The following is a 24,888-nucleotide window of genomic DNA, read 5'->3' on the forward strand; positions in this document are numbered from 1 at the left end:
GCTGGTGATCCACTCGCAAAACCGATCCCATACGTTGGCGCTTGAGCGCTGTTGTAAGGTTGCTGTCATGGTTTTATAAGTGCGGTTAGTTATTTATAAATCAGGCGGTTTTGTTTTTGCCTGTGAATCTACTTTACAATGCTTTACATTTTTTAATCAAGTTTCTCACTTTTGTAAAAATGATAAAAGTCATTAGTTTTACTTATCAAAAGGTAAAAAGGTAGATTTAGCCAAACCATGCATATCATTACATATATAGTTGAATTCCTTTACAAACCTTAAATAAGAAGGCGATGTTTACGACGGGTTGCGCCTACGCTCTCCGGCTCTTTCAGATAATTCATGCATATAGGACTTATACGCCTATTGCAGATAATTGTTACAAAAAAGCCCGGTCATTTGCACAACCGGGTTTTGAGCTATCTCAATCTATCAAAGGAGGTAGAGTAGTCTGATCGCAACCCATTAGGTAGCAGATTGTTTCAAATTAACCTTGACAACTTTGTTTTTTTCTTGTTCAGTTTTCGGCAGTGTCAGATTCAAGATGCCGTCTTTATAATCTGCCGTAACGTTAGTATTTTGAATCCGAGCAGATAGAGGAATTACGCGTTGAAATTTACCGTAATGAAACTCACTTCTGGTAACACCTTTATCTTCAGTTTTAGTTTCAGACTTCCGCTCACCGCTAAGGTAAACAGCATTTTCTGTAACTTGCACATCCAGGTCTTTAGCTTCTATTCCTGGCAATTCTAGCTTCAAATGAATAGCATTTTCAGTTTCTTGTATTTCAGCAGCAGGAACTTTGCTTAAGCCTCTGCCTAAGAATTCAGATGTTACTTTGCTGTCTTCAAATAAACTATTGAGTTGACGTTGTAGAGTGTCAATTTCTCTCCAAGGGTTCCAACGAACTAGTGTCATAACTCTTCCTCGCATCAATTAGCTTTTGTTCAAGCAACTTTGCACTTCAATTAGTACTTACATATTCATATTATGCAAAGTTAAATCTGCTATAAATTCGGTTATTACCACCAAGTAAATGATAATTACCGTCCAAAACTAAACATGGTAAAAGTTACGGTTTACTTTCATTTGTATATTCGGGTTTACCGAATATACAAATACATTCAGTCATAGTTAAAGAAGAAATCTGCTGTTGAAGGGAGAGTGCAAAAACTCAATATCTTGGTTGGGTTACGCCTACAACTAAGTAACAGCGCTGCATAAATTTTTAGATTATCTCAGTTAAATGTATATCTGTTTAACTTTGTCCTGAACTTTGCTCTCGATTTATTTTTTCAGTTCTTGCGCTCAATTAGCTCACCCGAATGGGTGAGGAATCCATCAATCGCTCAGGTGACCTGAGTGCAGGAAGCTGAGACTTATAACAAATAATACTCTATTCCTCAAGAACACTAATTGCACTTTACTCTAACTAAGGATAACCCTATGAAATTCTCCACCCTGATTGATTCTGTATTGATTGTTGCTTCTATTGCTTTATTACCTGGAATCGATGGCGCTCAATCAGCTACTAATAACAGTGGCGAACCTATAACTATCAACTCTAACAACTTACTCACTCATTTTACAAACGTTAGCTACCTAAAACCCTTTAATGCTGCATTCCTAGCTTATCAAGGTAACCTGAAAGCACAGGGTATTCCTAGTGGTAGTGCTTTGGTTTCTCAATACCAAACAGGAAAGCTGACTGCACTAGATGTAGTTAAGGCTGCTGTCAATGCTAAAAAATTACCAGCACAAGCTTTGAATGATACAGCTTACCTAAACGCTGTCGAGTCGCAGCTGACATCATTCATCATTACTAGTAATTTATCTCACTAAGTACAGTGTTGTAGGGTTCGTAACGGATTTATGAAATGCTGTACTATCATCTCGTTGCTTTGACAAGAAAATACGTCACCAGAAAAAAAGGCTGCTGTCTTTCCCTAATCACCATCTCATCAACAAAAATTACTTTAACCCCACCAACCTTGGAGGGGTTTTTATTTGGTGCTACGCTTGCTGCTTACTCTAGCATTGTCCACTGTCCTCAGAACCGTTTCATAGTTTAACGCGATCGCGCCATGTACAGTAGATTGGCGTAGTGCATTTGAATCCTGGTATTTACTTTTGGAATGCTTGTTAGCCAGTCGTACTCCTAGGTCGAAGCAAGCTACACGTAGCCTCTCGCAGAGAAGACATAGTTTCTTGCTGAAAAAAATGGTCAGGCAATAAATTATTTACTGTTATATCAAATTAACGTTGTTAAGTTACTCAGCAGGTGTAGTTTTCACCTCCAGGCTGTGTTAAATATTGTGACGCGAAACAGGAGTATAAATACGTTGCAAAAGCTTTCTCCAGAATCTCCTCTATTTGTTCTGTTAATCATTATTAGTTTTCTAGTAGTAACTTTGTCAACTTGGCTATCATCTAAACCATTTATTTTAAAACCATTTGGTCTTAATGATATTATCCAGTTACTCAGCTTGCAATTATTTATTTCTTTGTTGTTAGAACGTTCTTTAGAAGTTTTTATAACTACTTGGCGAGGCCCATCCATCGAACAATTAGATATTAATATTCAGCAAAAAAAGGCTCTATTATCTGAGAAGATAAGACTTATGGAAGAACAACGGAACCAATTCTCTTCTGTAGAATCCAACCAAATCAGTGGACTACCACCTGAAGGAATGAGTTTAGAACAGCAAATTATTCAAAATTTCACACAAAACCAACAAGAACCATTAAAAATATTCAAGCCACAAATTGATGATATAAATGAAAAAGAGCGGCAAAGAGCAGCCTATAAATCTGATACACGAACAATTGCTCTATGGACATCCCTTTTATTCGGTCTTTTAATGAGCGCAATAGGTATTCGATCAATCGAGCCACTTGTCGTTATGGATTTAGATAATTCAATACAAGTAGTAATTTTCCGTTGTTTAGATGCATTGCTGACAGGAGGCTTGATTGCAGGAGGTAGCGAAGGAATCCATAAACTTATAAAAGTTTTTATCGATTTTATGGAAGCTACATCTAAACAAATCAAAAATCAGGGATTATCTTGAGGAAGAAAAGAATTTTTCCTTTCAAAAGACAGGATATGAAACTATCAATTAAAAGTCCTATTTATTCTAAATACATTGTATTGTCTTCCCATAGATAATTTTTAATATCTACAAAATTTTTGTTTGTATCGCTTAAGAAATTTTCCTCAGGAAAAACTTTAATTCCTTCCGTTTCTAACTTATTTTTTTGGTTATTCACATAAGTTATCAAATAACCTTTAGAGTCTAATATTCTATGTACTGGATAATCAGCAGCCGAAGTTTTTTTCAGGTATGTAGGCATAGCTCTTAGATAGCTATTATCTACTCCTATACCTTTGATTATCTGTTTATATGTAACTACTTTCCCATTGGGAATTTTGATAATAAAATTTAGAAATCGTTTATATGGATTTTCAGATAATGCGAGAAATTTATTAGCTTGAACCTGAAAATTACTATTAACCTGAATTTGACCTGATTTAATAACTACGCCTAAAATGCCTCGTTTTCCTTGAATACTCTTTAATGATTTTACCAAATTGGCTATTTGCTTACACGGTTCACAGTAAAAAGTTAGACGAATTGCCGCACCACTTTCAAAGGTTAGTAAAGAACCAGGAATAAAATTCTCAAATTCTATCCCTGCAACCACAATATTTTCTCGCAATTCTCCTGGTTTAATTGATAAGTCTAAAATATCTTCATACCTAACGATTAAAACTTGTCTTGGACTTATAGGGTCGGCATTAATATCCCCTTCTATACCATGACCTACCTTTAAATTTAATGTTTTAAGTTCTACCATCGCAGAGCCTGGTTTTACCTTGGTGAAAAGATGCATGATTGAGAGAGCCATATTGATTTGTTTGCTAGAGGCTCTAAATCTTCTTTATCTGGCTCAAGGCTAGCCGTCACTTTGACATATCCTGATACTAGTACAGCGCGGCGTAAATAAACAACACATTCCAAATCAACGAAAGGCTTACATTATATTCATTATAAGTCCCTAAGATAAGGAGCTTTCCAAATTTCTATGCTTTAGTAGTACAACTTTGTTAAAGATAATCCCAAAATAACTGAAAAGATTGCCTAAATGGCAACATTGCTCTGCTGAGTTTAGGTATTGTCAATGTTTAGTTCATACACTGTATGTTCTACACTCAGACTTGTCTATTCATTTCGCAAACTTTGTATTAAAAACTACAGCTAGCCTATTTTTGGTACTGAAGATCAAATTTGCACCGTTATCTGCTCAACTTTATATATACAGGAGGAAGAAATTTGGTATACTGAAGTCTTTGTCTATACCAAAATCTACGTTAAAAAAACAGAGCAAACATTTAAGAAAGAGGCAGTATAACGATGTAAAACTACGTTATGACCTCTACTAACATTCATTTAGGCTGTAAGTCGCCAATTAAAGCGAAATATGTAACTTTTCTGTAGTTGACTAGTGCTAGATTTAAGTTACTGTTAAAGCGGATCGCTTCTTGTAAGAATCCACCTGACAGAAGTGTATAAAGATATAGTTAAATTTAGCAATTCTGTCCGAGATTTTTAATTTGCAAACTGAATAGTTTGATACGGCGCTCAAAAACTTAATCCACTACCCTAAACAAGGTAGTCAATTAACGACTCAATATCATCTATCCGGTAATTGTATTGAATAGTCTACAATACCAATGGGTGAGAAAATCTAAAGAAAATATAAAAGAAACTCAAATTACTGTGGTGTCTGGAGGACAAAAGTGTTTCTGAGACTAGCACATCAACATCGACAATTCGTTCAAGACTTGGTAATGAACCTGCAAGCCTTGGCGGTTGTATTAGAGCGGCGCGGGTATCCTGCATCCTGCTACACCTGTGGCGACCAAATGAATAGTGCATCGTTTATGGTTAGCTTGGGCGATAACCACCTGATTCGGTTTTTGGTGTCCGATTACGGGATTACTTGGACGGAAATGCGGGATGACCGCGAATTAATGAAGCTAGAAGGTGCTGAGGCAATTAGCCAATTAGACGAACTAGCTGATCTTGTCAAGCAATCTATGCAAACCGATACAGGCTCTAAAACTCTTGCTAAGAAGTGTTAAGGTTTCAAAGGTCAATGGCAAATTACAAATTGATTATCGGTAACTGGTAATAGGTAACAGCGACTTAGTTGACGATCGCTCTTACCTATTCTCCATTACCGTGAAGTGATTGGCTCATGGCTGGCTGATCGCATATATTAGTATCCGCCAAAACCTCACGAACCGGATTTTGAGCCTTTAGCTCAAAGGTTGGTAAAACTTACTGCTAATCACAATTAACTTAATTAGTAATTATTGATTCATAATTCATAATTAAAAGACAGGTTAAAGAACCTGCAACTATCAAGCAAACAATCCTGTTTTGCTTAAGGTCTAAATCTACTTAACATAATGCAATTATGAATTATGAATTTTTAATGAATTTTCTAACTGACACATCAGCCAGAATCTTGACAAAGGCATACTCTGACAGAGGTGAGGAAAGATCAACACCTAAAGTCCATTGCCAATCAAAATAAAAGATCCCCAGTAGTACGGGTGACTAAAATCGCTAACTGCTGCCACGGGTAAATTGTGGCCTCTTGCCTTCCAGTCCCCATTAATTAATGAAACTTGAGCTTGTCGTAAAGCTTCAGTTTTAATTAACTTATTACTAGAGAGAATATTATAAAAAGCACTCATAAGTGCCTGTGTACCACCATCATCCACAGACCATAATGAGGCGATCGCAGCTCTTGCGCCTGTTTTTTGCATCTGATAGCCAAAACCCAAAATTTCCTCACCGTTGCCTAACTTGCCTCCCAAGCCGGTTTCACAGGCGCTCAACACTACCAAATCTACATGGGGGAGTGACCAAGTGGCGACATTTCTAAAGTTAATGCGATCGCCATTCCCGAATAAAATAAACGAATCTTCTGGTTTACCCACCACAAAGGCTGCATGAGTCGCTAAGTGAACAATTGTATAATCATCCATTTGAGGTACAGTGGCTCTGGGGTTAAAAGCATCGTCTAAAAGCTTCGTAGTCTCAGGAACCATAGCTGCTAAACTTTCGACTTCTCGCGTTGCAAAGGGTAAGCCAGCGAAAGCAAACTGCCGATTACCAACTTTGATTTGATAATTACCTTTAGTAAAAGCACCGGCTAAAACCCGCAAGGTAGATTGTTGTGGGGTATTTAAATTAGTCAGGCTGGCAGATGTAATGTGATTGATAGCCAAGCGCTGCACTAGCCATTGTTTGCCATTATATAAAGCAGTTAAAGGAATATAGCGTAACTGGTCATCTGGAGCGTAAATCAGAGTTTGTGTACCTGATAGCTCTAGGTCTTTTTCTATCGGTTTAATTAGCCAGTCATACAGTTGGCGTGCAGGTGCTTTGATATTTCGACTGGGATTGACTAAAGCTTGGCGGAAAATACCAATTGTTTGATAAAGGTCTTCGCGTTTTACAGGAATGGTGCGATGAATTGGTGGGGATTCAGGAGTTACCAGTACCAATTCCAAACTATCTTTTAAAATCAGTGGGTAGAGTAGGGCCGAATTTTGAGGTAATTGCGCCAAATTATCCCGAAGTTGGTTGAGACTCTCCAAATCCAAATTTTGCCGCCTAGCTGTCTGGCTAATTTGCTCTACCTGTGCTTTTACTGAAGGACTATTGATAAATTCGTTAAATCCATCCAGGAGTTGCTGTTGATTTAAGACTAATTGCTCTATGCGTTGTTTCTGTTGGAGCGATCGCTCTTTAGGGGAAATTTTTCGTAGTGTTGTCAGTTCTTTACCCAACACAACAGCATTATTTACGGTTTGATCCAACTTTTGTTTAATTGGTTTTTCTGCTGCCGCTATATTAATACCTTTGGCAGTAAGTTTATTACCTGGCACAGTCTGGAGATATTCTTCTAGTTCTTCAACTTTGAGTAAATCTATTGTCCTTTGTGCTTCAGCAATACGTTCCTGTTTGAGCAATCGTTCACCTAAAATGCGATATGTCTGGCTAACAGTGATGCTATAAGCATCTGGTTGTGGCGCACTAAGCGCTGATGGATTCAAGCGAGCTTTCTCACGATTAATCAAGCAATGCTTGTAGAAAAAAATTGCTAACTCTGGTTGGTTTTGGATGTCAAATAAGTAACCTATATTACTGTAGGTTTTGCCAAGTCGAACGAGATCGCCAAGTTCTCTATTAATTAATAAAGCTTGCTGATAGGATTGAAGTGCTTCGGGATACTTTTTTTGACTTTGGTAAATTCTGCCAATGTTGTTGAATGTTATCGCTTCCCAAGAGCGCTCTCCAAGTTCTCTACTGATGGCTAATGCTTTTTGTAATCTCTGCAACCCCTGTTTCGATTGTCCTTGCCGAGATTCTTTGATACCTTCTTCGTTGAGCCTTGCAATTTCTGAAAGTTGATTATTCTTAGGTAAAGCTTGAGCTTTTTCTCCAGAGCCATCGCTCAACTTTGCATTTGTCGTTACCTGGTTATTGTCTGGATAAGCCATCCCAAAACCTAGTAGACTAAGTAAAGTCAAAGTCATAAAACTAACATACTGGAGATTAGGCTGCATAACAAAACACTCCCTATACTCGGAAGTGTAAATATTAAATCAAGAAGTCCTACAACGCAATTAATTTTTATGCTGTTCAATAATTTGGAAAATTTATAGGTGGTTAGAAAATTGAAGATGTCAGAAGAAAAATCCAACCAGGCAAAATTACCACCAACCAGCGCCCTTGACAATCCATCAACTGATGAATTTGGGAATTGGTTTGAATATCCTGTGAGAGTACAACCCCACCAAACGGACTATGCAGGTGTTGTCTGGCACGGTTCCTATCTAGCTTGGATGGAAGAAGCGCGGATTGAATGCTTGCGATCTATAGGGATTGAATTTGCTGATTTAGTCGCTATAGGTTGTGATTTACCAGTTGTAGAACTCTCGGTGCGCTATCACCGTTCAATTCAATTGGGAATGGCAGCTGTGGTAAAAACGCGCATGGCTGAGGTGACTGGTGTGCGAATTAATTGGGATTATGCCATTGTCTCAACTGATGGACAACAATTGTACGTCACTGCCAAGGTGACTTTAGTAGCTTTAGATCGCGAAAGAGGCAAGATTATGCGTCAATTACCACCGAGTTTTAAAGATGCCTTAGCCAAGATTTCAGCATTAAATAATTAATCAGCAAGGAAGGTTATAAAAACCACAGGAGTTTTTACACAACTAGCATCAAATTTAGAAATTTTGTCATTTCATATTGTTTACTTCACTTTTGCTAATCAAAGGTGAAGTATATATTTTCATTTACCACTTTGGACCTGCGACAGGTTTTGAGCAAACTGCGTTACATAATGCCAAATATCCTGTGGAGTAATGCCAAAACCAATATTTAATAAAATAAGAATTGCCGCAGCAGTTAATGCATTGCTCACGGTTGCTTTCAGCAACTTCCACAATATTATGAAGACTATCCAAGCTACAATCAGCATAGCAATCATATATATTCATTCCTTAATAATTACCCTAGTCTGAGAAGATGTTTTTTCAGAAAGGGGAAGTTTTTGTTTTGCTAAAAATCACCGGGATAAAAGGTGATGAACCCAATTTTTAATCTTTACTATAATGGGGCTTGTTGTGATAGTTAGCCTGGGGATATTTTATCTAAAAATGGGATAATTATTTCTGCTACATGACGCTTTGTTTGCAAAGTTTTTGTAAAGTTTTTTATTTGTGTGTGTAGATAAATATTTATAGATATACATAAAATTGATGGCTGATCCGGAAGCCAATGACTATCTTTAATAAAGTCTCATTTATTAACTTTTTGTAGTTGGGAGAGTATGTCTTTTTTATAAGGTTAAATGATTTCCATATTAATTAGATTAGAGGCTGGGGATTAAAGATTGGGGACTATAGCAATCCTATCTGAGTTGTAAGAAATCTGGATGATGACGAACCGCCAAGTACGCCAAGGAAAAAAGGAATTCACAACTTTCACGAATGAATTAGGAGCGTTATAGGCATCAATTTCTAATCCACAGTCCAATCTCAACTGAAGGTTTTTATCGCACAGAGATTATCCGCGAGTGAGTTTCTAAGTTTTCAGTCGCTGTTAAAACTTCTTGTCTCGCCCATTTATCTGCTGCCAAAATGTCATCTAAAGAGGGATTAGCACGATTATCATTTTGATGGCGATCGCACACCCACTCGATACACCGAGGAATATCTAAAAACCGAATTTTTTCTGATAAAAATAAAGCCACAGCTTGCTCATTGGCGGCATTTAAGACAGCTGGCATCGAACCACCAGCTTTACCCACAGCATAAGCCAACTGCATACAAGGATACTTTTGGTGATCTGGTTCACGGAAGGTTAAGTTTCCAGCTTTGACTAAATCTAGTCGTTCCCAGTTAGTGTAGATGCGATCGGGCCAAGATAGAGCATACAGTAAGGGTAAGCGCATATCAGGCCAACCGAGTTGGGCTAAAACTGAAGTATCTTGCAGTTCAATCAGCGAGTGAATAATGCTTTGGGGATGAATAACAATTTCGATATTGTCATAATCCAACCCAAACAAGAAGTGAGCTTCAATTACTTCCAGTCCTTTATTCATCAAAGTAGCAGAGTCTACTGTGATTTTACGCCCCATTGACCAATTAGGATGCTTCAAGGCATCAGCAACGGTTACATCTGCTAACTTTTCTACATCCCAGTCCCGGAAAGCTCCGCCAGATGCCGTGAGTAAAATTTTTCGCAAGCCTCCCTTTGGCACACCTTGGAGGCATTGAAAGATTGCGGAATGTTCGGAATCGGCAGGGAGTAATTTTACACCGTGCTTTTCAACTAGGGGTAGAACCACAGGGGCCCCAGCAATTAAAGTTTCTTTGTTCGCTAAGGCAATATCTTTACCAGCCTCAATAGCTGCGATCGTGGGTAGCAAACCAGCACAACCAACGATCCCAGTTACAACCGTTTGGGCATCGCCGTAGCGAGCGACTTCTATCACTCCGGCCTCACCAGCCAGTAGAATCGGTTGGGGATCGAGGTCAATGATAGCTTCTTTGAGCGCTGGTAATTTATCTTCTGAGCAAATAGCTGCTATTTCCGGTCGAAACTGCCGAATTTGAGCAGCCAGCATCTCTACATTATTCCCAGCTGCCAATCCCACAATCCGAAACTGATCTGGGTACTGAGTGACAATATCTAAAGTCTGAGTACCAATAGAACCAGTAGAACCAACAAGAGTAATCGCTTTCACAATTGCTTAAGGATTTACAGACAACTCCCACTATAAATTGCTGGGGACTCTTTAATAACAGCAATCACTATAATCGATACACTAACGACAGTAAGTAGAGACGCGGGGAGGGGGAAATGTCCTTGTCGCTGCGCCCCAATCCGTTAATTTCAACTCGATAGACTGCTAGCTAGAAACTACTTAAATTGCTCAATTTTATATATAGCAGTTCCCATTCAGATGCGGTACAAAATTTATCGCAAGGTGTAGGGGCATGGCATTACCGTGCCCCTACGGGTGTACCTTACGTAAGCGAGAAACGTTATAACTAGACAAAAAAGTATTTATAAATACTCTCTTTTCAAGACCAATTCTAAAAAATTGGCAAAAGTAACCAAATAGGAAATAATTTTAATTGATTGTTATTCTGTCCAGTTTGTTAATTATGTTAGTGGAGAATTGAATATGCAAAATGTTACTTATAAATTGCTGTGTTATAGCCATAGGTAAAAGGATGCATAAAGGAGTTTGTTGAAGCAATTAATCTTATGGTCAAAGTTCAGGTAGTTATAAATAAAGTTTTATGGAAAAATGATTTCCTATTTCCAGCAGCAATATGGCTTGCTAGCCGAATATTCATCTGGACTGCTATGTTGCTGATTGCGCCAAAGCTACCGTTACCAGCAGAAGAATCTTTGCCCCATTTTAGCTGGGGGGTTGTTGATGCATGGGATAGTATGCATTATCGAGCGATCGCTACTTCTGGATATGAATATGTAAATGACGGCAAGCAACACAATCTAGCCTTCTTCCCGCTTTTCCCTATCAGCATTTGGGTTTTGATGAAGTTGGGCTTACCGTTTGAGTTAGCAGGTACTTTAGTCAACAACCTGGCATTTTTCGCAGCGCTTTACTGTTTGTACTTTTGGATCAAAGAGCATTATGGCATCAATGCAGCGCAGTGGACTACTGCTGTGGTTTCTTTGTATCCATCTTCCATGTTTACGGGGGTGATTTACACAGAGGGGCTGTATTTGTTTTTAAGTACGGCGGCTTTGCGGGCGTTTGATCAAAAGCAGTATGCTTGGACTACCCTTTGGGGTGCGATGGCGACAGCAACACGTCCCACAGGTATGGCACTAATTCCAGCATTTGCGATCGCAGCCTGGAAAGAACGCCGACCACCTATTGCCTATATTGCTGGTTTTGCTAGTGCTATTGGCATACTTCTATTCAGTTTGTATTGCGCGATTTATTTTGGTAACCCTTTAGCTTTTATCGAAGCACAGAAGGGATGGCGACCAACTCTGGGGTTTGATTGGCAGGGTTGGTTAAATATGCTGATGCAAATTCTAGTTGGCACAAAAAATTGGCAATATGGTTGGATTCAAAAACCATCTGGCGGAATTCAAGATCCCTGGTATCTCTTGTTGTTTGGCGTAATTGTTGCTAGTGGTTATCTTTTATGGCGTTTCCGTCAACGTTTTAGGTCTTTGAAATTATTCTATGGCTTTTATGCTTTAGTCTTATTTTTGTTAATTTTGGCGAGTGAAGAGTGGATCAATAACTTGCTCAACTTATTCATGGTCTTGGTTGGTGGCTATATGTTGTGGCGCTTACACAGGCAACTAACCGCAGTTACAGTTATTTATGGCTTTTGTGGTATTGGTTTGTTGCTAGCCTCTGGAGGTACTATTTCCTTGAGCCGTCTCGCCTACGGTATTGTGCCTCTGAATATAGCCATTGGTGTGCTGCTATCTCGCCATCCTCGCCACGGATATTTAATGTTGGGCGTTTTTGTGACATTACTAGCCAAAATAGCTGTAGGATTTGCCCAAGAGCGTTGGGTTGGTTAGAGGGTTTGATTCTATATTGATAAGAAGTTGAATTTAAATTTCCTAATGAATGTATCCAATCAAACTAAGATAGCGATCGCTTCATTATTGGTAGGTGTAGGTGCCATTTCTTTTGGCTCTATTTTTATGAAATTGAGCGAGATTCAACTCAGTCCCAATGCCACTGTATTTAATCGTTTTTGGCTTGCTAGCGTGGTTTTTTTGCTCTGGCATGGATACAAGGCAATAGGGCAGCAATTTTCCTTAGACAAACCTGTAGAACAGCAGTCTTACACCAGTCAGGATCTGTTGCTATTGCTAGGTGCTGGTATTCTTTGGGCTGCTACTTTAGTCTTTTTGGCTTGGTCGCTGACTCAAACTAGCGTTGCGATTTCTAGCGTGTTGCATAACCTTGCCCCCATGTTTACCAGCTTAGGGGTATGGCTGTTATTTCGTCAGGGTTTTAAGAGGCAATTCCTGATTGGGATCGTCATCGCCCTTGGGGGAGCGATCGCTATTGAATTTGAGGAACTGCAAATTGCTACAGACGAAGTTCAAGGAAGCTTTGCTGCGATTGTTTCTGCGGTTTTCTTAGGTGCATATTTGCTGATTGTAGAAAAATTACGAACCAAATTTTCTCCTACTACAATCCAATTGTGGATTTGTGCGATCGCGGCTTTAGTAATCTTCCCGATACTTTTGTTCACTCAAGATCAGGTTTTTCCCTCTACAATTAATGGGTGGGTTTGGGTCATTTCCTTAGCCCTGATCTGCCAAGTTTTAGGTCATGGGCTTTTAACCTATAGCCTTGCCAGATTTTCCTCTGTAGTTGTTTCCTTGGTACATCTATTAGAGCCAATATTTAGTGGCATTTTTGCTCTTATAATATTTTCGGAAAAATTAACTTTTTCAAATTGGGTAGGTTTTGCTGTAGTTTTAATGGGTTTATACTTAGCCATATCTAGCCAAGCTACTCTTAATTTGCCGTTTCAAGAATCAGTCAAAACTATAGTTAACACTTTCATTAAAAGTATGACGATAAAACTGTCATTACTAAAGCAACAATTCTCCAAAACACCAGCTTTATTAGGAGGCATCTCATTATTTGTTGCCCTAATTCCCATATCTTTGGCACCATCTCTGGCAAAATTGTGCGAACAAGAAATTGGCGCGAATGCTGTAGGATTTCATCGCAGTTGGATCGCCGCAGTCGTCTTTGGGCTGTGGAATGGACTTGAGGCTTTGCGCCGTCAACAATCTGATCCTCAACCTATAGAACAGAAGCCTTTTACAAAACAGGATGTGTGGCTGTTATTGGCAATGGGAACTGCTGCAACGACCTCCCTGTTGTTGTGGGCTTGGTCGCTGAGTCAAACTAGTGTTGCTAACGTGGCTTTACTGTCTAATTTGAACCCCTTATTTGTTGCTGCGGCTGGGTATCTGTTATTCGGTCGGCGCTTCGATAACAGATTCATTATTGGCTTGGTCATAGCCTTGGGGGGAGCGATCGCCTTTGAAGTTCATAAAATGCAATTTGCAACTGACCAAATACTTGGTGATGTGCTAGCGTTTCTAACCGCGATTTTTATTGCCACCTATTTGCTGCTGATAGAACAACTCCAAGCCCGATTTACTACCGCAACCATAATGCTTTGGCGTTGTGGCGTGACTACAATGTTTCTGTTGCCCATCCTCCCATTCATCGAAGAAAGATTGTTTCCGTATTCTTGGATGGGTTGGTTTTTCATCATTTTTCAAGCTCTTTTCTGCCAAGTGCTGGGTCAGGGGCTTATAACTTATAGCCTCAGCAGAATCTCGTCAAGCGTCGTCGCCGTTACCCTTCTCCTCAATCCAGTCTTGTCTTCCATTTTTGCTTGGTTCATTTTTTCAGAACAAGTAGGTTTGTTTGACTGGGCGACTTTCGCCATAGTTTTAGTAGGTATTTATTTAGCTCAATCTAGCCAATCTACAGTTCAAGTAACAAACGAAGGCTCGCAGTAAAGAAATTTTATTTCTCTTTGCCTTTTACTTTCTAAGATACCCAGATGTTTAACTTATGGTGAAATCAGTGTAAATCCTTTAGCTGTTCCTATGATTTTGCTCCCAGTTAAATTTATTTGTTGTAAAGCCGCATCTTCTAACAGCAAATAAGATTTATTAGATAACATTTGTTGTAAAACTGGCATAGTTGTAGCAGTTACCTTGCAATCGCTATAAAAATTTAAGCTAGGACGATCGTAAGCAAAAGAAGTATAAATTTGGGTTCCTGGTGAAACATTTGTCCGAATTAAGTCCGCAACTGGTTTAACTGGAAAAGCTTCATTTAATTCCCAAATCCATGATTGCGAACTCATCAACAGTGCTAAAACTAAATACATACCAGAAAATAAAACTGGAATAAAGTTGCGATCGCGCTGTTTAGCTAGCCATGCTGCGATACCCATACTTATTGCCAAAACAATACTCATAACTATTAAAATAGGTTCTTTTTTAATAAAAAAGTAAACACAACCTCCTAAACCAGCAATACAAATAATAGCCAGGAATATTGTCCAAATTCGCCCTCTAAAATGAGAATTATGCCAAATTTCGCTAAGTTTAGCACCAATTGCTAAAGCTAAAAAGGGATATACAGGCATAACATACCACGGCAGCTTAGTTCTCATTGAAGAGATAGTTAATAAATAAACAATTGTGCCAATAATTACTAGGCTACCCCAGGTTGTTTGACGTTTTTTCCAGGCTAAATAAAAACCTCCTGGTAAAAATAATAGCCAAGGGAAACTATACTTAATTAACTCAATTAAATAGTACCAGGGAGGGCCACTATGACCTTCAACAGATTGTGTAAGGCGAGCAAAAGTTTGTGCTTGAAAATTCACTTGTAAGAAATTTTCGCCATAATGTTGCCATTGGGCAGCAAACCAAGCGATCGCAGGTGCATTTCCTAAAAATATTCCCAATAATAAATAAGGACTTTTTAACAAAGCAAACTGCCGATCTGCAATGAGAAATAAACAAGCGATCGCTCCTAGTGGCAAAACCATCATCCCTTTAGTTAACGTGATTAACCCTAGACAAAATCCCACACCTAAAGCATACCGGCGATTCTGACGTGCTTTTAGCAAACAAAACAACAACAGCAAAAAAAAGGTAATAGTTGCACCATCTAGCATTGCTAGCCTTCCGTGACGCACCACAGGCAACATCGTCAGGTAAACTAAAGCGGCAAACAAAGCTGGTAAACTTTCGTTAAAAAGCAAACATCCCACTAAGTAAAGCAATGGCACACCCAAGGCAGTTAACACTGCACCCGGTAGACGTGTTGTCCATTCATTCACGCCTCCGATAGAGTAAGTCCAAGCAATTAGTAAGTGCATGAGTGGTGGCTTGTTATGATAAGGTTCACCTCCCAAGGTGGGGTAAAGCCAACGCATTGAACCAAGTGGGGCACGCCAAATTTCACGGGCTACCTGTGCCACAGTCCCTTCATCCCAGTCTCGTAAAGGGGAGTTTCCTAAAAATATCAGCCATAAAACTAGAGATATTACCAGTAGGCTAAATAACCATTCTTTTTCTCGGAATAGACGCATATAAAATCGGGATAATCATCTCAAAGACTGTAAGGCGGTATTTTACCCCAGATTCTGCAATGGGAGTTTGGTTACTTTTTTAAAAGGGCGTTTATATGGTGCGATCGCTCAAAATGCCAGAATACTAAAAATTACTTATAGCCAGGATACTTTGACTAAAACAACTATGTGGCAGGTTGACAAAGTGATATAAGCGTATGATCTTAGAGCGTTTAGAAGGTAAACCAGATGAATAACCACATTAAGAGTCTATGCTAACAGCACGACCTATCACTATTGATTTGTTTGCTGGGGCTGGCGGTTTTGGTCTAGGTTTTGAGATGGCAGGTTTCTCTGTTCCTTTATCCGTTGAGATTGATACCTGGGCTTGTGATACACTGCGCTATAACCGTCCTAATATGACAGTTATTCAACAGGATATCCGTGATTTAAACACTGCAAGTAGCGTTAAGGATATCTGTCCCTTCAAGCCGGATGTTGTTATTGGTGGGCCTCCATGTCAAGGCTTTAGTATTGCCGGGCCAGCACAAAAAGATCCTAAAGACCCTAGAAATAGTCTATTTATTAACTTTGCTGAGTGGATATCTTTTCTCGAACCTAAAGCTTTTGTAATGGAAAATGTTAAAGGTTTACTTTCGCGCAAAAATATTGAAAGTAGAAAAGTAACAGATATCATTAAAGAAACTTTTGAAAATCTAGGATATTTTGTAGAAGTATGGTCATTAAATGCTGCTGAATATGGTGTACCACAAATTAGGGAGCGTATTTTTATTGTTGGAAATAAAAGAGGAAAAGAATTAGGTACTCCTCCAAAAACACACTCCTTAGATTTATTGCATATAAATAGCTCCCAATTATCAATATTTGCCTGCATGGGTCTACTTCCTGCCATAAGCTTGTGGGATGCTATATCAGATTTACCACCACTGAATGCACGTGAAGGTGAAGAAGAACAACCTTATATTTCAGAACCTCTCAATAACTATCAAAGCTGGATTAGGAATGGTAGTAAAACACTTTATAATCATGTTGCAATGGATCATTCCCAGAGGCTTGTAGAACGCTTCAAACATATTAAATGGGGTGAATCAAGTTCAGACGCACCAAAAGAACATGGAGCTAGACGGCGTAGTGGAAATGGTGAGTTATCTGAGATAAGTTATGACCAGAATAACCGACGTTTAAATCCATATAAACCATCACATACAATAGCAGCTTCATTTTACGCCAATTTTCTTCATCCTTTCCAGCATCGCAATTTGACAGCCCGTGAAGGCGCACGTGTTCAATCTTTTCCTGACACTTATCGTTTTCTAGGGAAGAAGACTGTTGTATCTCACAAATTATTACATCGGGAAGAGAGATTTGATGAGAAGTTTCTTTGCCAGTACAATCAGGTAGGTAATGCTGTACCACCTATTCTTGCTAAAGCGATCGCACTTCATCTTCAAGAGAAATTAGAGCTATGCCCAAAAGCGATCGGAACCCTTTAGTTCACGGCTCTAATCTTGAACAAAAGGAGAATCACCGGACAAAATACAGAGATGTTGAGAGTAAAAAATATCTCACTGAAATTAGAACTGAGTATGATACGTGGCGTTCAGCTAATCTCGAATTAGTTGGCCCGACATCAACACCTACCGATCAAGATGACGCAATTATTGCTACTTTAGGTATTAATGGTTAAATTTTTGACTTATCTAAACTCAACGAGTACGGTAATTTCTCACAAATGATTTAGGATTGCTATAGATTTTACTTAGGTGATTTCCGACAAAGAAAATACCTGTGTTGTTGAGTTTCGACTTCGCTCAACTCTCGATCTATCAGTTAGTTGAGCGAAGTCGAAACCAACGGCATCGGTATATTTATTCTTGTAAATCACCTTAGTAAACATCATCGTGACTACCAATATCTACAAACACAGAATCACCATCATCTGTAAAGTAAAAAACTACTCTTTCGTCATAATCTACACTAAAACTCCATAAGTCTTTAAGCTTACCTGACAATTTGTGAGTTTTCAAACCCTGGTCAAATGGATCTGCTGTAAACTGCTCCAACTTTTGCCAAAATCGTGCTTCTAAATCTACATTCCTTTGAATTCGCTTTTTAAAAGCACGTTGAAATGAAGAACTGAAACTTACTTTAATCATCACTCTTCTATCAGTTGTCTCAGTTCATCCATATTCGAGGAAAACTTTAGTTCACTATTTTGCTGTTCTACTTGCGCCGCCTGAAAATTTTGATAAATCTCTTCACGCCTTTCTTCTCGTAGATACTGCTGCAATAACAGTTGAATTTCTAACTTTTCTTCGCTGGAAAGACTTTTAATTGCTTCAACTACATCACTGAAGATCATAACTTAGAATACCTTTTAGTGTTTATCGGATTAATCTAACATGGTAACGATAAAGCTAGACTAGAAATCACCGATAATCGCGCTCCATGTCACCACTGAAGGAAACTGCGACTTTGTAACCAATGCGAATACCAAAAAGTCGAGCTAATGGGTTTTGATTACGTAAATATCGTGCCGATTCTAAGCCTGTCTTATCAATTGCGTATTCACCTGTTTCTATATCGATAATCACCATTTTACCTATGTTTTCTTCTCGCTCTACTTGTTGACGAATGCTATTTTCATATAATTCTTTCGCACGTCGTCCAACTTCTTCGCGGCTTAAAAGTATGGCTTGCACGTCTTTGAAACTTGGTTCGTGGTGTGTACTAATTATAAGTTGCTTTAATAGAGCAAATTAACACAAAGTAAGATTAATATTTGTTGAGTTTTACTTAGTTCAATTTTTCTCATAACTCTCTAGTAAATTAGACTAACTCCGCAGCTAAAAGCCTACCTTCAATTGGTTCATACTCATCTTCTAGTAACCATAACTTGGCTGCATTATAGTCATTACTAGAAAATACTATTTTATAACCCTGCGCCGGATCATAAACTTGACAGTTATCTTCACTGTCGCAAAGCAATAAAAGAATATATGGAGGGGATAACATTGGATCTATCCATACTTCTGTAAATTCCCAGTTATTCTTCACTCGGTCTTGTGCGGGGGATGACGTGGTATTGGTCGTCTGCATTGATTTTTATCTCCCCATAGTAAAGTAGAATACGGCTACCATCTGGACTGATTCTATAACCTATTGGTTCATTAAAAAACATCCCATAACGTTCATATCCTCGAATCATTCCAGTGAACTGCCCATTTTCTATTATGGCTTGAGTAACTCTATTCATTGTAGGTTCATCGTTAAATACATGAGCGGCAAGTCCTCGTTTGAGAAGTCTTTGACTTTGAGGTGTACCTGCTATGTGCTTGGTAACTTGTCTAACGTCAAGGGTAATTTGACGATTAATTCCACTCATGATTAAGAGTTAAGTTTTTTGTATTTCCAGGATTTACGCTGAAAACAGCTAAATTCCACAACTACGATAAAAACAAAATTTATATAAATTGGTCTGAGGCAATAAACCCAACCATACCAATAGGATTTGTTAAGTTTCTTTATTACTCAGCCCAACCTACCACTAATTTAGTTATTTTCACGCAATACTTTAAGTTCATTTGCCTGTAACATAACCAAAAGGTAAGTCTGAATCATTAGCAATGACTCTTTAGACAAACCACTTCAATCACTTGCGGGAATAGGTATTGATTTCCGTTGTTGATCCTGCGACGGTGTATTTCACGGTCAGCTTTACGAGGATTTTATTCTTCTAAATTGCCTCCTGATCCTTATCCGAATAGGCGAGAATACACCTGCAAGTGATATTTTTTATTTACAATCGTAGAAATTAGCATGATATCTGTGTCAAGGCTAAATCTAAATATGACTGTTACGTTACATCGCTCAAATGTAGCTGATTAAGCATAACTCAGAGGACAAAGTGAAAAAAAACTCTCAGTTACTTCTCACAGATAGCCCCGAATCTTTACGAGAGAAATTTTACTCTCTCAAACAACCGATGGATATAGCTGACCTTTTAGAGGTTTCCTATCCTCGGCTTGTTTATCATATATATCTTGTTGAAACTGACAAACGTTATAAAACTTTTGAAATTCCTAAAAAGTCTGGTGGTGTTCGTCAGATATCAACTCCGATAACTGCACTTAAAATCATTCAAACAAAACTTAATCAAGTATTACAAACAGTGTATGAGATAAAACCCTCAGTGCATGGTTTTGTGATAGGTAAAAATATTGTAACTAATGCTCAAGCTCATACTAAAAAACGCTATGTTCTAAATCTTGATTTAACTGATTTTTTTCCGTCGATTAATTTTGGTCGAGTTCGGGGTATGTTTATGGCTACACCCTATGGTTTACATCCAGATGTAGCGACTGTTTTAGCACAGATTTGTTGTCATAACAATCAGTTACCTCAAGGTGCCCCAACTTCACCCATCGTGACTAATATGATTTGTGCCAAGATGGATAGTCAATTGCAACGTTTAGCTAAAGAGTATAAAGCGACTTATACAAGGTATGCAGATGATATTACTTTCTCAACAACTTTACCTAAATTTCCTGAAGAATTAGCATATAAAGTTGCTGAAGGAGATGTAGATAAAATTTTGATTGGTAATAAATTACTATCAATTATTAATGAGAACGGATTTGAGGTAAATGAGCAGAAAATCAGACTGCAAAGCAGGGGTAATCATCAAGCAGTAACAGGATTAACGACAAATCAGTTTCCTAATGTTGACCGCAATTATGTGCGTCATATTCGCGCTATGCTACATGCTTGGTCTAAATTCGGACTAGAAGCTGCTGAAGAAGAGTATTTAACAAAATATGAAACTAAAAGTAGATTTTCTGCAAAAGACAAACCAACTTTTCAGCAAGTACTTCGAGGTAAGATAGAGTTTATTTCTATGGTTAAAGGAAAAGATGACCCAATATATAGAAAATATATAAAGCAATATATAAATCTGGTTAGTTTTAGCCAGACATAACCAAGGAATTAAGGAAAAGTGCTTTTATGATGGAAGGAGATTTGTTTAAAGAAATTGAAAATCTAAAGGAAAAACTTAGTGATTTAGAAAATTACATCAAAGTTAATGATTATGAATCATATAAGCGGGTTCAGGAATATATGTCAATAATCCCATATTCTGCTTTGGATTATCTTAAAAAGAATGAATGGCTAAGAAAACAACTTGAATTTGACTACAGGATGATGATTAGAGCTAGGATTGATGATGACTTTTTAGAGTTTTGTCGATATGCTAATTTTCAAATTGAATTGATGATTGATGTATTTATAAAGGCTCAGGAAGAAAAAGGTGATATCACCATCGAAAGAGGGGATTTTGGTGAAATTAAGTCAATTATAAATCACAAACAAAAAAATTACGGAGGTAATAATCTGGATAAACTAGACTTTTGTCTAGATTCAATAGGACATAATAAACGTCCAATGAAAGAAATTATTAGGAAGATTGTGAAATTAAGGAATATTGCTAGTCATAGAGATGCTGCATACGAAAATATCGTGTCTCGGATTAATGATTCATAGTTAAGGCTCATACTAGTAATATTAATCTTACTGTTACACTTATTTTTATTTATAATTTTTTTTAAATTTTTATGGGCTAAAGACAATGACAATTAGCATATTTTTGCAGAATTGGGCTATTGAAGGTAAAGAAGATGATTTAGTGAAAAATGATTTAATTAAAATATTTAATAATAATGGTAGTCAAGTAAAAACAATAGAATTAGTAAATCATAAAGATGGTAACGGTAAATACGTTAATGTTGAAATAGAAAATTTAAATCACGAGAAGCAAGTAGCCGAAAATATTAGCCAAATTAAATATAATAAATCAACACTTCGACCAAAAATATCTCATGATATTATTATCAAAAATCTACCCGAATGCACTGAGGAAGATATAAAAGAAGAATGTGAAAAGATTGGGAAATGTCTGAGGGTAAATATTAAGGGCACAACACATAAATATGCCTATGCCAAACTAGATAGCCTAGAGATCGCACAAAGTTTAGTCACCAATCTTAATAACCAAATTTGGCATGGTAACAAACTTGAAGTGGAGTTCAGTCAAAAAAATCCAAATAAACAAATAGGGAAAAATAATTTAGAATCACAAGAAAGTATAGATAAAACACCAGTCAAAGCTGAACTAAGTTCTCTGAAAAGTTTTTATAAAAGTAGTGACTACGATCTAGTTACCCAAAATTTGAAAATCTTTATATCTGAAATATGTCAAAATTTAAGCAATCCTCCATCTAATTAAAATTAAATAACTATTTAAATAGCACAGAGAATAACTACGAAAAACAGTGAAATGGAATGTGATCGTCAATTGTACACTCCAAAAAAACGGTAGAGCAATAAATACTCTACCGTTTTCTAATTTTTATTTGAGATTTAAATCCCAAACCTTAAATCTTACTCAACACCTTGGGGTAACAATTCCCGACGCTGTTGAGAACTAACTTGCACAACGCCATTTTCATCCACATCAACAAGGGCTGTATCGCCATCCTTGATACGACCAGACAGAATTTCTTCTGCTAGGCTATCTTCTAACAGGCGCATAATTGCCCGACGTAATGGCCTTGCGCCGTAGCTAGGACTGTAACCTTCTTGGATCAATCGATCCTTGAAGCGGTCTGTGACTTCTAAGGTGATACCCTTTTCAGTCAGGCGACCAAATACTTCCTTGAGCATAATTTCGGCGATTTGGGTCACTTCCGGCTTGTTCAACTGACGGAAGACGATAATTTCATCGAGTCGGTTGAGGAACTCTGGACGGAAGTACTGCTTGAGTTCTTCGTTGACCAAAGAGCGAATCCGGTTGTAAGTTGACTCGCTAGCATCTTCAGAGAATTCAAAGCCGATACCGCTACCGCCTTTTTCAATTACCTTAGAACCAATATTGGAAGTTAAAATCAGCAAGGTGTTCTTGAAGTCTACCGTGCGACCTTTGGCATCAGTTAACCGACCGTCTTCCAAAATTTGCAGCAGCATATTGAATACATCGGGGTGCGCTTTTTCGATTTCGTCGAACAACACCACGGTGTAAGGACGCCGCCGCACGGCTTCGGTTAGCTGACCACCTTCGTTATAGCCAACATAACCTGGAGGGGAACCAATCAGCTTGCTGACGGTGTGACGCTCCATGTATTCGGACATATCTAAGCGGATCATCGCTTCTTCGGAACCGAAGAAGTAAGCAGCTAAGGATTTTGCCAACTCGGTTTTACCTACACCAGTAGGACCAGAGAAGACAAAGCTAGCTATGGGTCGATTAGGATTCTTCAAACCGACACGAGCGCGGCGAATTGCTCGTGAAACTGCTTTCACAGCTTCGTCTTGACCAATTAAACGCTGATGCAAGGTGTCTTCCATGTGCAGCAGCTTTTCAGATTCAGATTCGGTGAGTTTGTTCACCGGTACTCCAGTCCAGGAAGCGACAATGTGGGCAATGTCTTCTTCTGTAACTACAGGTTCTTCACCTTCTGTGCCTGTTGCATTGGTCTTGCTTTGAGCGATCGCCCGGATTTCAGCTTTGATTTCCATTTCGCGATCGCGCAGTTCTCCAGCTTTGTCAAAGTCTTGAGAGCGCACCGCGTCATCTTTTTCTTTTAATATCTGACGCAGTTCTTTGTCTAACTCTTTGGCTGCGGGTGGCAGTTGGGAGTTAATCAAGCGCACCCTAGAACCAGCTTCATCAACTAAGTCGATGGCTTTATCTGGGAGGTAGCGATCGCTAATGTAACGGTCTGACAATTTCGCCGCCGCTACCAATGCTTCGTCGGAAATTTTCAGTTTGTGGTGTTGCTCGTAGCGTTCGCGCAAACCATATAAAATTTCAATTGTTTCATCAACTGTAGGTTCACCAACCATTACTGGTTGGAAACGTCGCTCTAGCGCTGCATCTCGCTCGATGTGCTTCCGGTATTCATCTAAGGTTGTAGCACCGATACACTGCAACTCACCTCTAGCCAAAGCTGGCTTGAGGATATTTGCTGCGTCAATTGCACCTTCTGCTGCACCCGCACCAATTAAGGTGTGTACCTCATCAATCACGAGAATGACATTACCCGCCGAGCGGATTTCATCCATGATTTTTTTCAAGCGTTCTTCAAATTCACCCCGGTACTTGGTTCCTGCTACGAGCAAACCAATATCCAAGGTGACAACGCGTTTATCTTCGAGGATGTCAGGGACATCTTTGGTGGCAATGCGTGAAGCTAAACCTTCAGCGATCGCTGTTTTACCAACCCCTGGTTCCCCAATCAGCACTGGGTTATTTTTTGTTCGGCGACCCAATATCTGGATCACTCGCTCAATTTCTTTAGCGCGTCCCACCACTGGATCGAGCTTATTATCTATTGCCATCTGAGTCAGGTTTGAGCCAAATTCATCCAGAGTCGGGGTTTTTGTGCGCCCGGATGAACCGCCTGGTGAAACTTCAGCAGTTTCTCCCAACATGCGGATGACTTGGGTTCTTACCTTAGATAGATCCACACCGAGGTTTTCTAGCACCCTGGCTGCGACGCCTTCCCCTTCGCGGATTAGGCCCAACAGCAGATGCTCGGTGCCAATGTAGTTATGCCCCAGTTGGCGTGCTTCCTCCAAGGAGAGTTCTAAAACTCGCTTTGCCCGTGGCGTAAACGGAATTTCCACAGCAACAAAGCCTGATCCCCGTCCTATAATTTTTTCAACTTCAATTCGGGCATCTTTGAGATTGACGCCCATTGATTTCAGCACCTTGGCAGCCACTCCAGTGCCTTCGCCAATCAGACCCAGGAGGATCTGCTCGGTTCCAACAAAGTTGTGACCTAAACGGCGGGCCTCTTCTTGGGCCAGCATGATTACCTTAATGGCTTTTTCTGTGAAGCGCTCAAACATGGCTTTATCCCATCATCTGCGGTCGTGCCGGTATGCTGATTTTAGCACAGGCAAAGCTTTTGGATGCCTGTATAACAGATTATAGACATCCTGAAGCTATGACTTGAGTTGATGGGCTAATTGTTAACTATTAACTACTTTTATCTGGCTAGTGTACTGAGGAGCTTTAGTTCACCAGCCTTTTTGGGATTTATTACAAACAGTTCACTGCTTACATTGAGAGTTAATTTATT

24 protein-coding genes are annotated in these 24,888 nt (G+C 38.9%); 12 read left to right on the forward strand and 12 right to left on the reverse strand.

Features of this window, described 5'->3' with window-relative positions; translation table 11 throughout:
- Positions 1 to 465: 465 nt before the first annotated feature.
- Positions 466 to 918 carry an Hsp20/alpha crystallin family protein gene (locus tag H6G96_RS32160; RefSeq protein WP_190917239.1) on the reverse strand — a complete coding sequence of 151 codons (453 nt, stop codon included), beginning with the start codon at positions 916 to 918 and terminating at the stop codon, positions 466 to 468.
- A gap of 528 nt (positions 919 to 1,446) precedes the next feature.
- Here H6G96_RS32160 and H6G96_RS32165 point away from each other — a divergent pair.
- Both H6G96_RS32165 and H6G96_RS32170 read left to right on the forward strand, forming a co-directional pair.
- Entirely contained in the window at positions 1,447 to 1,842 is a 396-nt protein-coding gene (locus tag H6G96_RS32165) for a hypothetical protein (protein WP_190917241.1), read from the forward strand.
- Positions 1,843 to 2,342: 500 nt separating this feature from the next.
- Positions 2,343 to 3,071: a hypothetical protein gene (locus H6G96_RS32170; RefSeq protein ID WP_190917243.1), complete on the forward strand. Its 729-nt coding sequence runs from the start codon at positions 2,343 to 2,345 to the stop codon at positions 3,069 to 3,071.
- A gap of 61 nt (positions 3,072 to 3,132) precedes the next feature.
- On the opposite strand, the gene H6G96_RS32175 is transcribed toward H6G96_RS32170, so the two are convergent.
- Positions 3,133 to 3,909: an MGMT family protein gene (locus H6G96_RS32175; RefSeq protein WP_190917245.1), complete on the reverse strand. Its 777-nt coding sequence runs from the start codon at positions 3,907 to 3,909 to the stop codon at positions 3,133 to 3,135.
- Positions 3,910 to 4,801: 892 nt separating this feature from the next.
- Here H6G96_RS32175 and H6G96_RS32180 point away from each other — a divergent pair.
- A complete protein-coding gene (locus tag H6G96_RS32180; protein WP_190917247.1) occupies positions 4,802 to 5,146 on the forward strand; it encodes a DUF1815 family protein in 345 nt (114 codons plus the stop codon).
- Positions 5,147 to 5,578: 432 nt separating this feature from the next.
- Here the strand turns inward: H6G96_RS32180 and H6G96_RS32185 are convergent, their stop codons facing one another.
- Positions 5,579 to 7,648 (reverse strand): CHAT domain-containing protein, encoded by a 2,070-nt coding sequence (locus H6G96_RS32185; RefSeq protein ID WP_190917249.1) that lies wholly within the window; start codon positions 7,646 to 7,648, stop codon positions 5,579 to 5,581.
- Positions 7,649 to 7,765: 117 nt separating this feature from the next.
- Here H6G96_RS32185 and H6G96_RS32190 point away from each other — a divergent pair, with 117 nt between their 5' ends.
- Positions 7,766 to 8,263 (forward strand): thioesterase family protein, encoded by a 498-nt coding sequence (locus tag H6G96_RS32190; RefSeq protein WP_190917251.1) that lies wholly within the window; start codon positions 7,766 to 7,768, stop codon positions 8,261 to 8,263.
- A gap of 119 nt (positions 8,264 to 8,382) precedes the next feature.
- On the opposite strand, the gene H6G96_RS32195 is transcribed toward H6G96_RS32190, so the two are convergent.
- Together H6G96_RS32195 and dxr are read right to left on the reverse strand one after the other, a co-directional pair.
- Positions 8,383 to 8,580 carry a hypothetical protein gene (locus H6G96_RS32195; RefSeq protein ID WP_190917253.1) on the reverse strand — a complete coding sequence of 66 codons (198 nt, stop codon included), beginning with the start codon at positions 8,578 to 8,580 and terminating at the stop codon, positions 8,383 to 8,385.
- A gap of 564 nt (positions 8,581 to 9,144) precedes the next feature.
- Positions 9,145 to 10,341 carry a 1-deoxy-D-xylulose-5-phosphate reductoisomerase gene (dxr, locus tag H6G96_RS32200; protein ID WP_190917255.1) on the reverse strand — a complete coding sequence of 399 codons (1,197 nt, stop codon included), beginning with the start codon at positions 10,339 to 10,341 and terminating at the stop codon, positions 9,145 to 9,147.
- Positions 10,342 to 10,868: 527 nt separating this feature from the next.
- On the opposite strand from dxr, the gene H6G96_RS32205 reads away from it, so the two are divergent.
- Positions 10,869 to 12,176: a mannosyltransferase family protein gene (locus H6G96_RS32205; protein WP_190917257.1), complete on the forward strand. Its 1,308-nt coding sequence runs from the start codon at positions 10,869 to 10,871 to the stop codon at positions 12,174 to 12,176.
- Positions 12,177 to 12,221: 45 nt separating this feature from the next.
- The gene (locus H6G96_RS40835; RefSeq protein ID WP_199339812.1) at positions 12,222 to 14,156 is read left to right on the forward strand and encodes an EamA family transporter; all 1,935 of its coding nucleotides are present in this window, start codon (positions 12,222 to 12,224) and stop codon (positions 14,154 to 14,156) included.
- Between the two features lie 53 nt (positions 14,157 to 14,209).
- Here H6G96_RS40835 and H6G96_RS32220 read toward each other — a convergent pair whose 3' ends face one another.
- On the reverse strand, positions 14,210 to 15,748 hold the full coding sequence (locus H6G96_RS32220) for a glycosyltransferase family 39 protein (protein ID WP_190917259.1): 1,539 nt from the start codon (positions 15,746 to 15,748) through the stop codon (positions 14,210 to 14,212).
- 67 nt (positions 15,749 to 15,815) lie between these two features.
- On the opposite strand from H6G96_RS32220, the gene H6G96_RS42555 reads away from it, so the two are divergent.
- Genes H6G96_RS42555 through H6G96_RS32230 form a run of 3 tightly spaced genes read left to right on the forward strand, consistent with a single transcriptional unit; the run spans position 15,816 to position 17,435 of the window.
- On the forward strand, positions 15,816 to 15,941 hold the full coding sequence (locus H6G96_RS42555; protein WP_277933003.1) for a hypothetical protein: 126 nt from the start codon (positions 15,816 to 15,818) through the stop codon (positions 15,939 to 15,941).
- 58 nt (positions 15,942 to 15,999) lie between these two features.
- On the forward strand, positions 16,000 to 17,241 hold the full coding sequence (locus H6G96_RS32225) for a DNA cytosine methyltransferase (protein WP_190917261.1): 1,242 nt from the start codon (positions 16,000 to 16,002) through the stop codon (positions 17,239 to 17,241).
- Positions 17,214 to 17,435 (forward strand): hypothetical protein, encoded by a 222-nt coding sequence (locus H6G96_RS32230; RefSeq protein ID WP_242063481.1) that lies wholly within the window; start codon positions 17,214 to 17,216, stop codon positions 17,433 to 17,435. The genes H6G96_RS32225 and H6G96_RS32230 overlap by 28 nt, the downstream gene beginning before the upstream one ends.
- Positions 17,436 to 17,634: 199 nt before the next feature.
- Here H6G96_RS32230 and H6G96_RS32235 read toward each other — a convergent pair whose 3' ends face one another.
- From H6G96_RS32235 to H6G96_RS32255, 5 genes are all read right to left on the reverse strand, one after another.
- A complete protein-coding gene (locus H6G96_RS32235) occupies positions 17,635 to 17,904 on the reverse strand; it encodes a type II toxin-antitoxin system YafQ family toxin (RefSeq protein WP_199339813.1) in 270 nt (89 codons plus the stop codon).
- Positions 17,904 to 18,110: a hypothetical protein gene (locus H6G96_RS32240; RefSeq protein ID WP_190917263.1), complete on the reverse strand. Its 207-nt coding sequence runs from the start codon at positions 18,108 to 18,110 to the stop codon at positions 17,904 to 17,906. Before H6G96_RS32240 ends, H6G96_RS32235 begins: the two co-directional genes overlap by 1 nt.
- A 67-nt stretch (positions 18,111 to 18,177) precedes the next feature.
- Positions 18,178 to 18,450 (reverse strand): hypothetical protein, encoded by a 273-nt coding sequence (locus H6G96_RS32245; RefSeq protein ID WP_190917265.1) that lies wholly within the window; start codon positions 18,448 to 18,450, stop codon positions 18,178 to 18,180.
- A 127-nt stretch (positions 18,451 to 18,577) separates the two neighbouring features.
- Positions 18,578 to 18,847, reverse strand: coding sequence for a hypothetical protein (locus H6G96_RS32250; protein WP_190917267.1), 270 nt, complete (start codon positions 18,845 to 18,847; stop codon positions 18,578 to 18,580).
- Positions 18,795 to 19,133: a hypothetical protein gene (locus H6G96_RS32255; protein WP_190917269.1), complete on the reverse strand. Its 339-nt coding sequence runs from the start codon at positions 19,131 to 19,133 to the stop codon at positions 18,795 to 18,797. The genes H6G96_RS32250 and H6G96_RS32255 overlap by 53 nt, the downstream gene beginning before the upstream one ends.
- 522 nt (positions 19,134 to 19,655) lie before the next feature.
- Here H6G96_RS32255 and H6G96_RS32260 point away from each other — a divergent pair.
- The 3 genes from H6G96_RS32260 (at position 19,656) to H6G96_RS32270 (ending at position 22,031) form a co-directional block, all read left to right on the forward strand.
- On the forward strand, positions 19,656 to 20,726 hold the full coding sequence (locus tag H6G96_RS32260) for a reverse transcriptase domain-containing protein (RefSeq protein ID WP_347242302.1): 1,071 nt from the start codon (positions 19,656 to 19,658) through the stop codon (positions 20,724 to 20,726).
- 26 nt (positions 20,727 to 20,752) lie between these two features.
- Positions 20,753 to 21,289 (forward strand): hypothetical protein, encoded by a 537-nt coding sequence (locus H6G96_RS32265; RefSeq protein ID WP_190917271.1) that lies wholly within the window; start codon positions 20,753 to 20,755, stop codon positions 21,287 to 21,289.
- An 85-nt stretch (positions 21,290 to 21,374) separates the two neighbouring features.
- Entirely contained in the window at positions 21,375 to 22,031 is a 657-nt protein-coding gene (locus tag H6G96_RS32270; protein ID WP_190917273.1) for an RNA-binding protein, read from the forward strand.
- A gap of 155 nt (positions 22,032 to 22,186) precedes the next feature.
- Here H6G96_RS32270 and H6G96_RS32275 read toward each other — a convergent pair whose 3' ends face one another.
- Positions 22,187 to 24,655, reverse strand: a complete 2,469-nt coding sequence (locus H6G96_RS32275) for an ATP-dependent Clp protease ATP-binding subunit (protein WP_190895090.1) — start codon at positions 24,653 to 24,655, stop codon at positions 22,187 to 22,189.
- Between the last annotated feature and the right edge of the window lie 233 nt (positions 24,656 to 24,888).

Origin of the sequence: Nostoc sp. FACHB-892, assembly GCF_014698795.1 — a bacterium.
In the GTDB taxonomy this organism is placed as follows: Bacteria; Cyanobacteriota; Cyanobacteriia; order Cyanobacteriales; family Nostocaceae; genus Nostoc.

What these genes read in the sequence shown, in the direction of transcription:
- H6G96_RS32160 (WP_190917239.1), bottom strand. Translation starts at nt 918, where the DNA reads ATGACACTAGTTCGTTGGAACCCTTGGAGAGAAATTGACACTCTACAA.
- H6G96_RS32165 (WP_190917241.1), top strand. Translation starts at nt 1,447, where the DNA reads ATGAAATTCTCCACCCTGATTGATTCTGTATTGATTGTTGCTTCTATT.
- H6G96_RS32175 (WP_190917245.1), bottom strand. Translation starts at nt 3,909, where the DNA reads ATGGCTCTCTCAATCATGCATCTTTTCACCAAGGTAAAACCAGGCTCT.
- H6G96_RS32185 (WP_190917249.1), bottom strand. Translation starts at nt 7,648, where the DNA reads ATGCAGCCTAATCTCCAGTATGTTAGTTTTATGACTTTGACTTTACTT.
- H6G96_RS32190 (WP_190917251.1), top strand. Translation starts at nt 7,766, where the DNA reads ATGTCAGAAGAAAAATCCAACCAGGCAAAATTACCACCAACCAGCGCC.
- H6G96_RS32195 (WP_190917253.1), bottom strand. Translation starts at nt 8,580, where the DNA reads ATGATTGCTATGCTGATTGTAGCTTGGATAGTCTTCATAATATTGTGG.
- H6G96_RS32205 (WP_190917257.1), top strand. Translation starts at nt 10,869, where the DNA reads ATGGTCAAAGTTCAGGTAGTTATAAATAAAGTTTTATGGAAAAATGAT.
- H6G96_RS40835 (WP_199339812.1), top strand. Translation starts at nt 12,222, where the DNA reads ATGAATGTATCCAATCAAACTAAGATAGCGATCGCTTCATTATTGGTA.
- H6G96_RS32220 (WP_190917259.1), bottom strand. Translation starts at nt 15,748, where the DNA reads ATGCGTCTATTCCGAGAAAAAGAATGGTTATTTAGCCTACTGGTAATA.
- H6G96_RS32225 (WP_190917261.1), top strand. Translation starts at nt 16,000, where the DNA reads ATGCTAACAGCACGACCTATCACTATTGATTTGTTTGCTGGGGCTGGC.
- H6G96_RS32230 (WP_242063481.1), top strand. Translation starts at nt 17,214, where the DNA reads ATGCCCAAAAGCGATCGGAACCCTTTAGTTCACGGCTCTAATCTTGAA.
- H6G96_RS32235 (WP_199339813.1), bottom strand. Translation starts at nt 17,904, where the DNA reads ATGATTAAAGTAAGTTTCAGTTCTTCATTTCAACGTGCTTTTAAAAAG.
- H6G96_RS32240 (WP_190917263.1), bottom strand. Translation starts at nt 18,110, where the DNA reads ATGATCTTCAGTGATGTAGTTGAAGCAATTAAAAGTCTTTCCAGCGAA.
- H6G96_RS32250 (WP_190917267.1), bottom strand. Translation starts at nt 18,847, where the DNA reads ATGCAGACGACCAATACCACGTCATCCCCCGCACAAGACCGAGTGAAG.
- H6G96_RS32255 (WP_190917269.1), bottom strand. Translation starts at nt 19,133, where the DNA reads ATGAGTGGAATTAATCGTCAAATTACCCTTGACGTTAGACAAGTTACC.
- H6G96_RS32265 (WP_190917271.1), top strand. Translation starts at nt 20,753, where the DNA reads ATGATGGAAGGAGATTTGTTTAAAGAAATTGAAAATCTAAAGGAAAAA.
- H6G96_RS32270 (WP_190917273.1), top strand. Translation starts at nt 21,375, where the DNA reads ATGACAATTAGCATATTTTTGCAGAATTGGGCTATTGAAGGTAAAGAA.
- H6G96_RS32275 (WP_190895090.1), bottom strand. Translation starts at nt 24,655, where the DNA reads ATGTTTGAGCGCTTCACAGAAAAAGCCATTAAGGTAATCATGCTGGCC.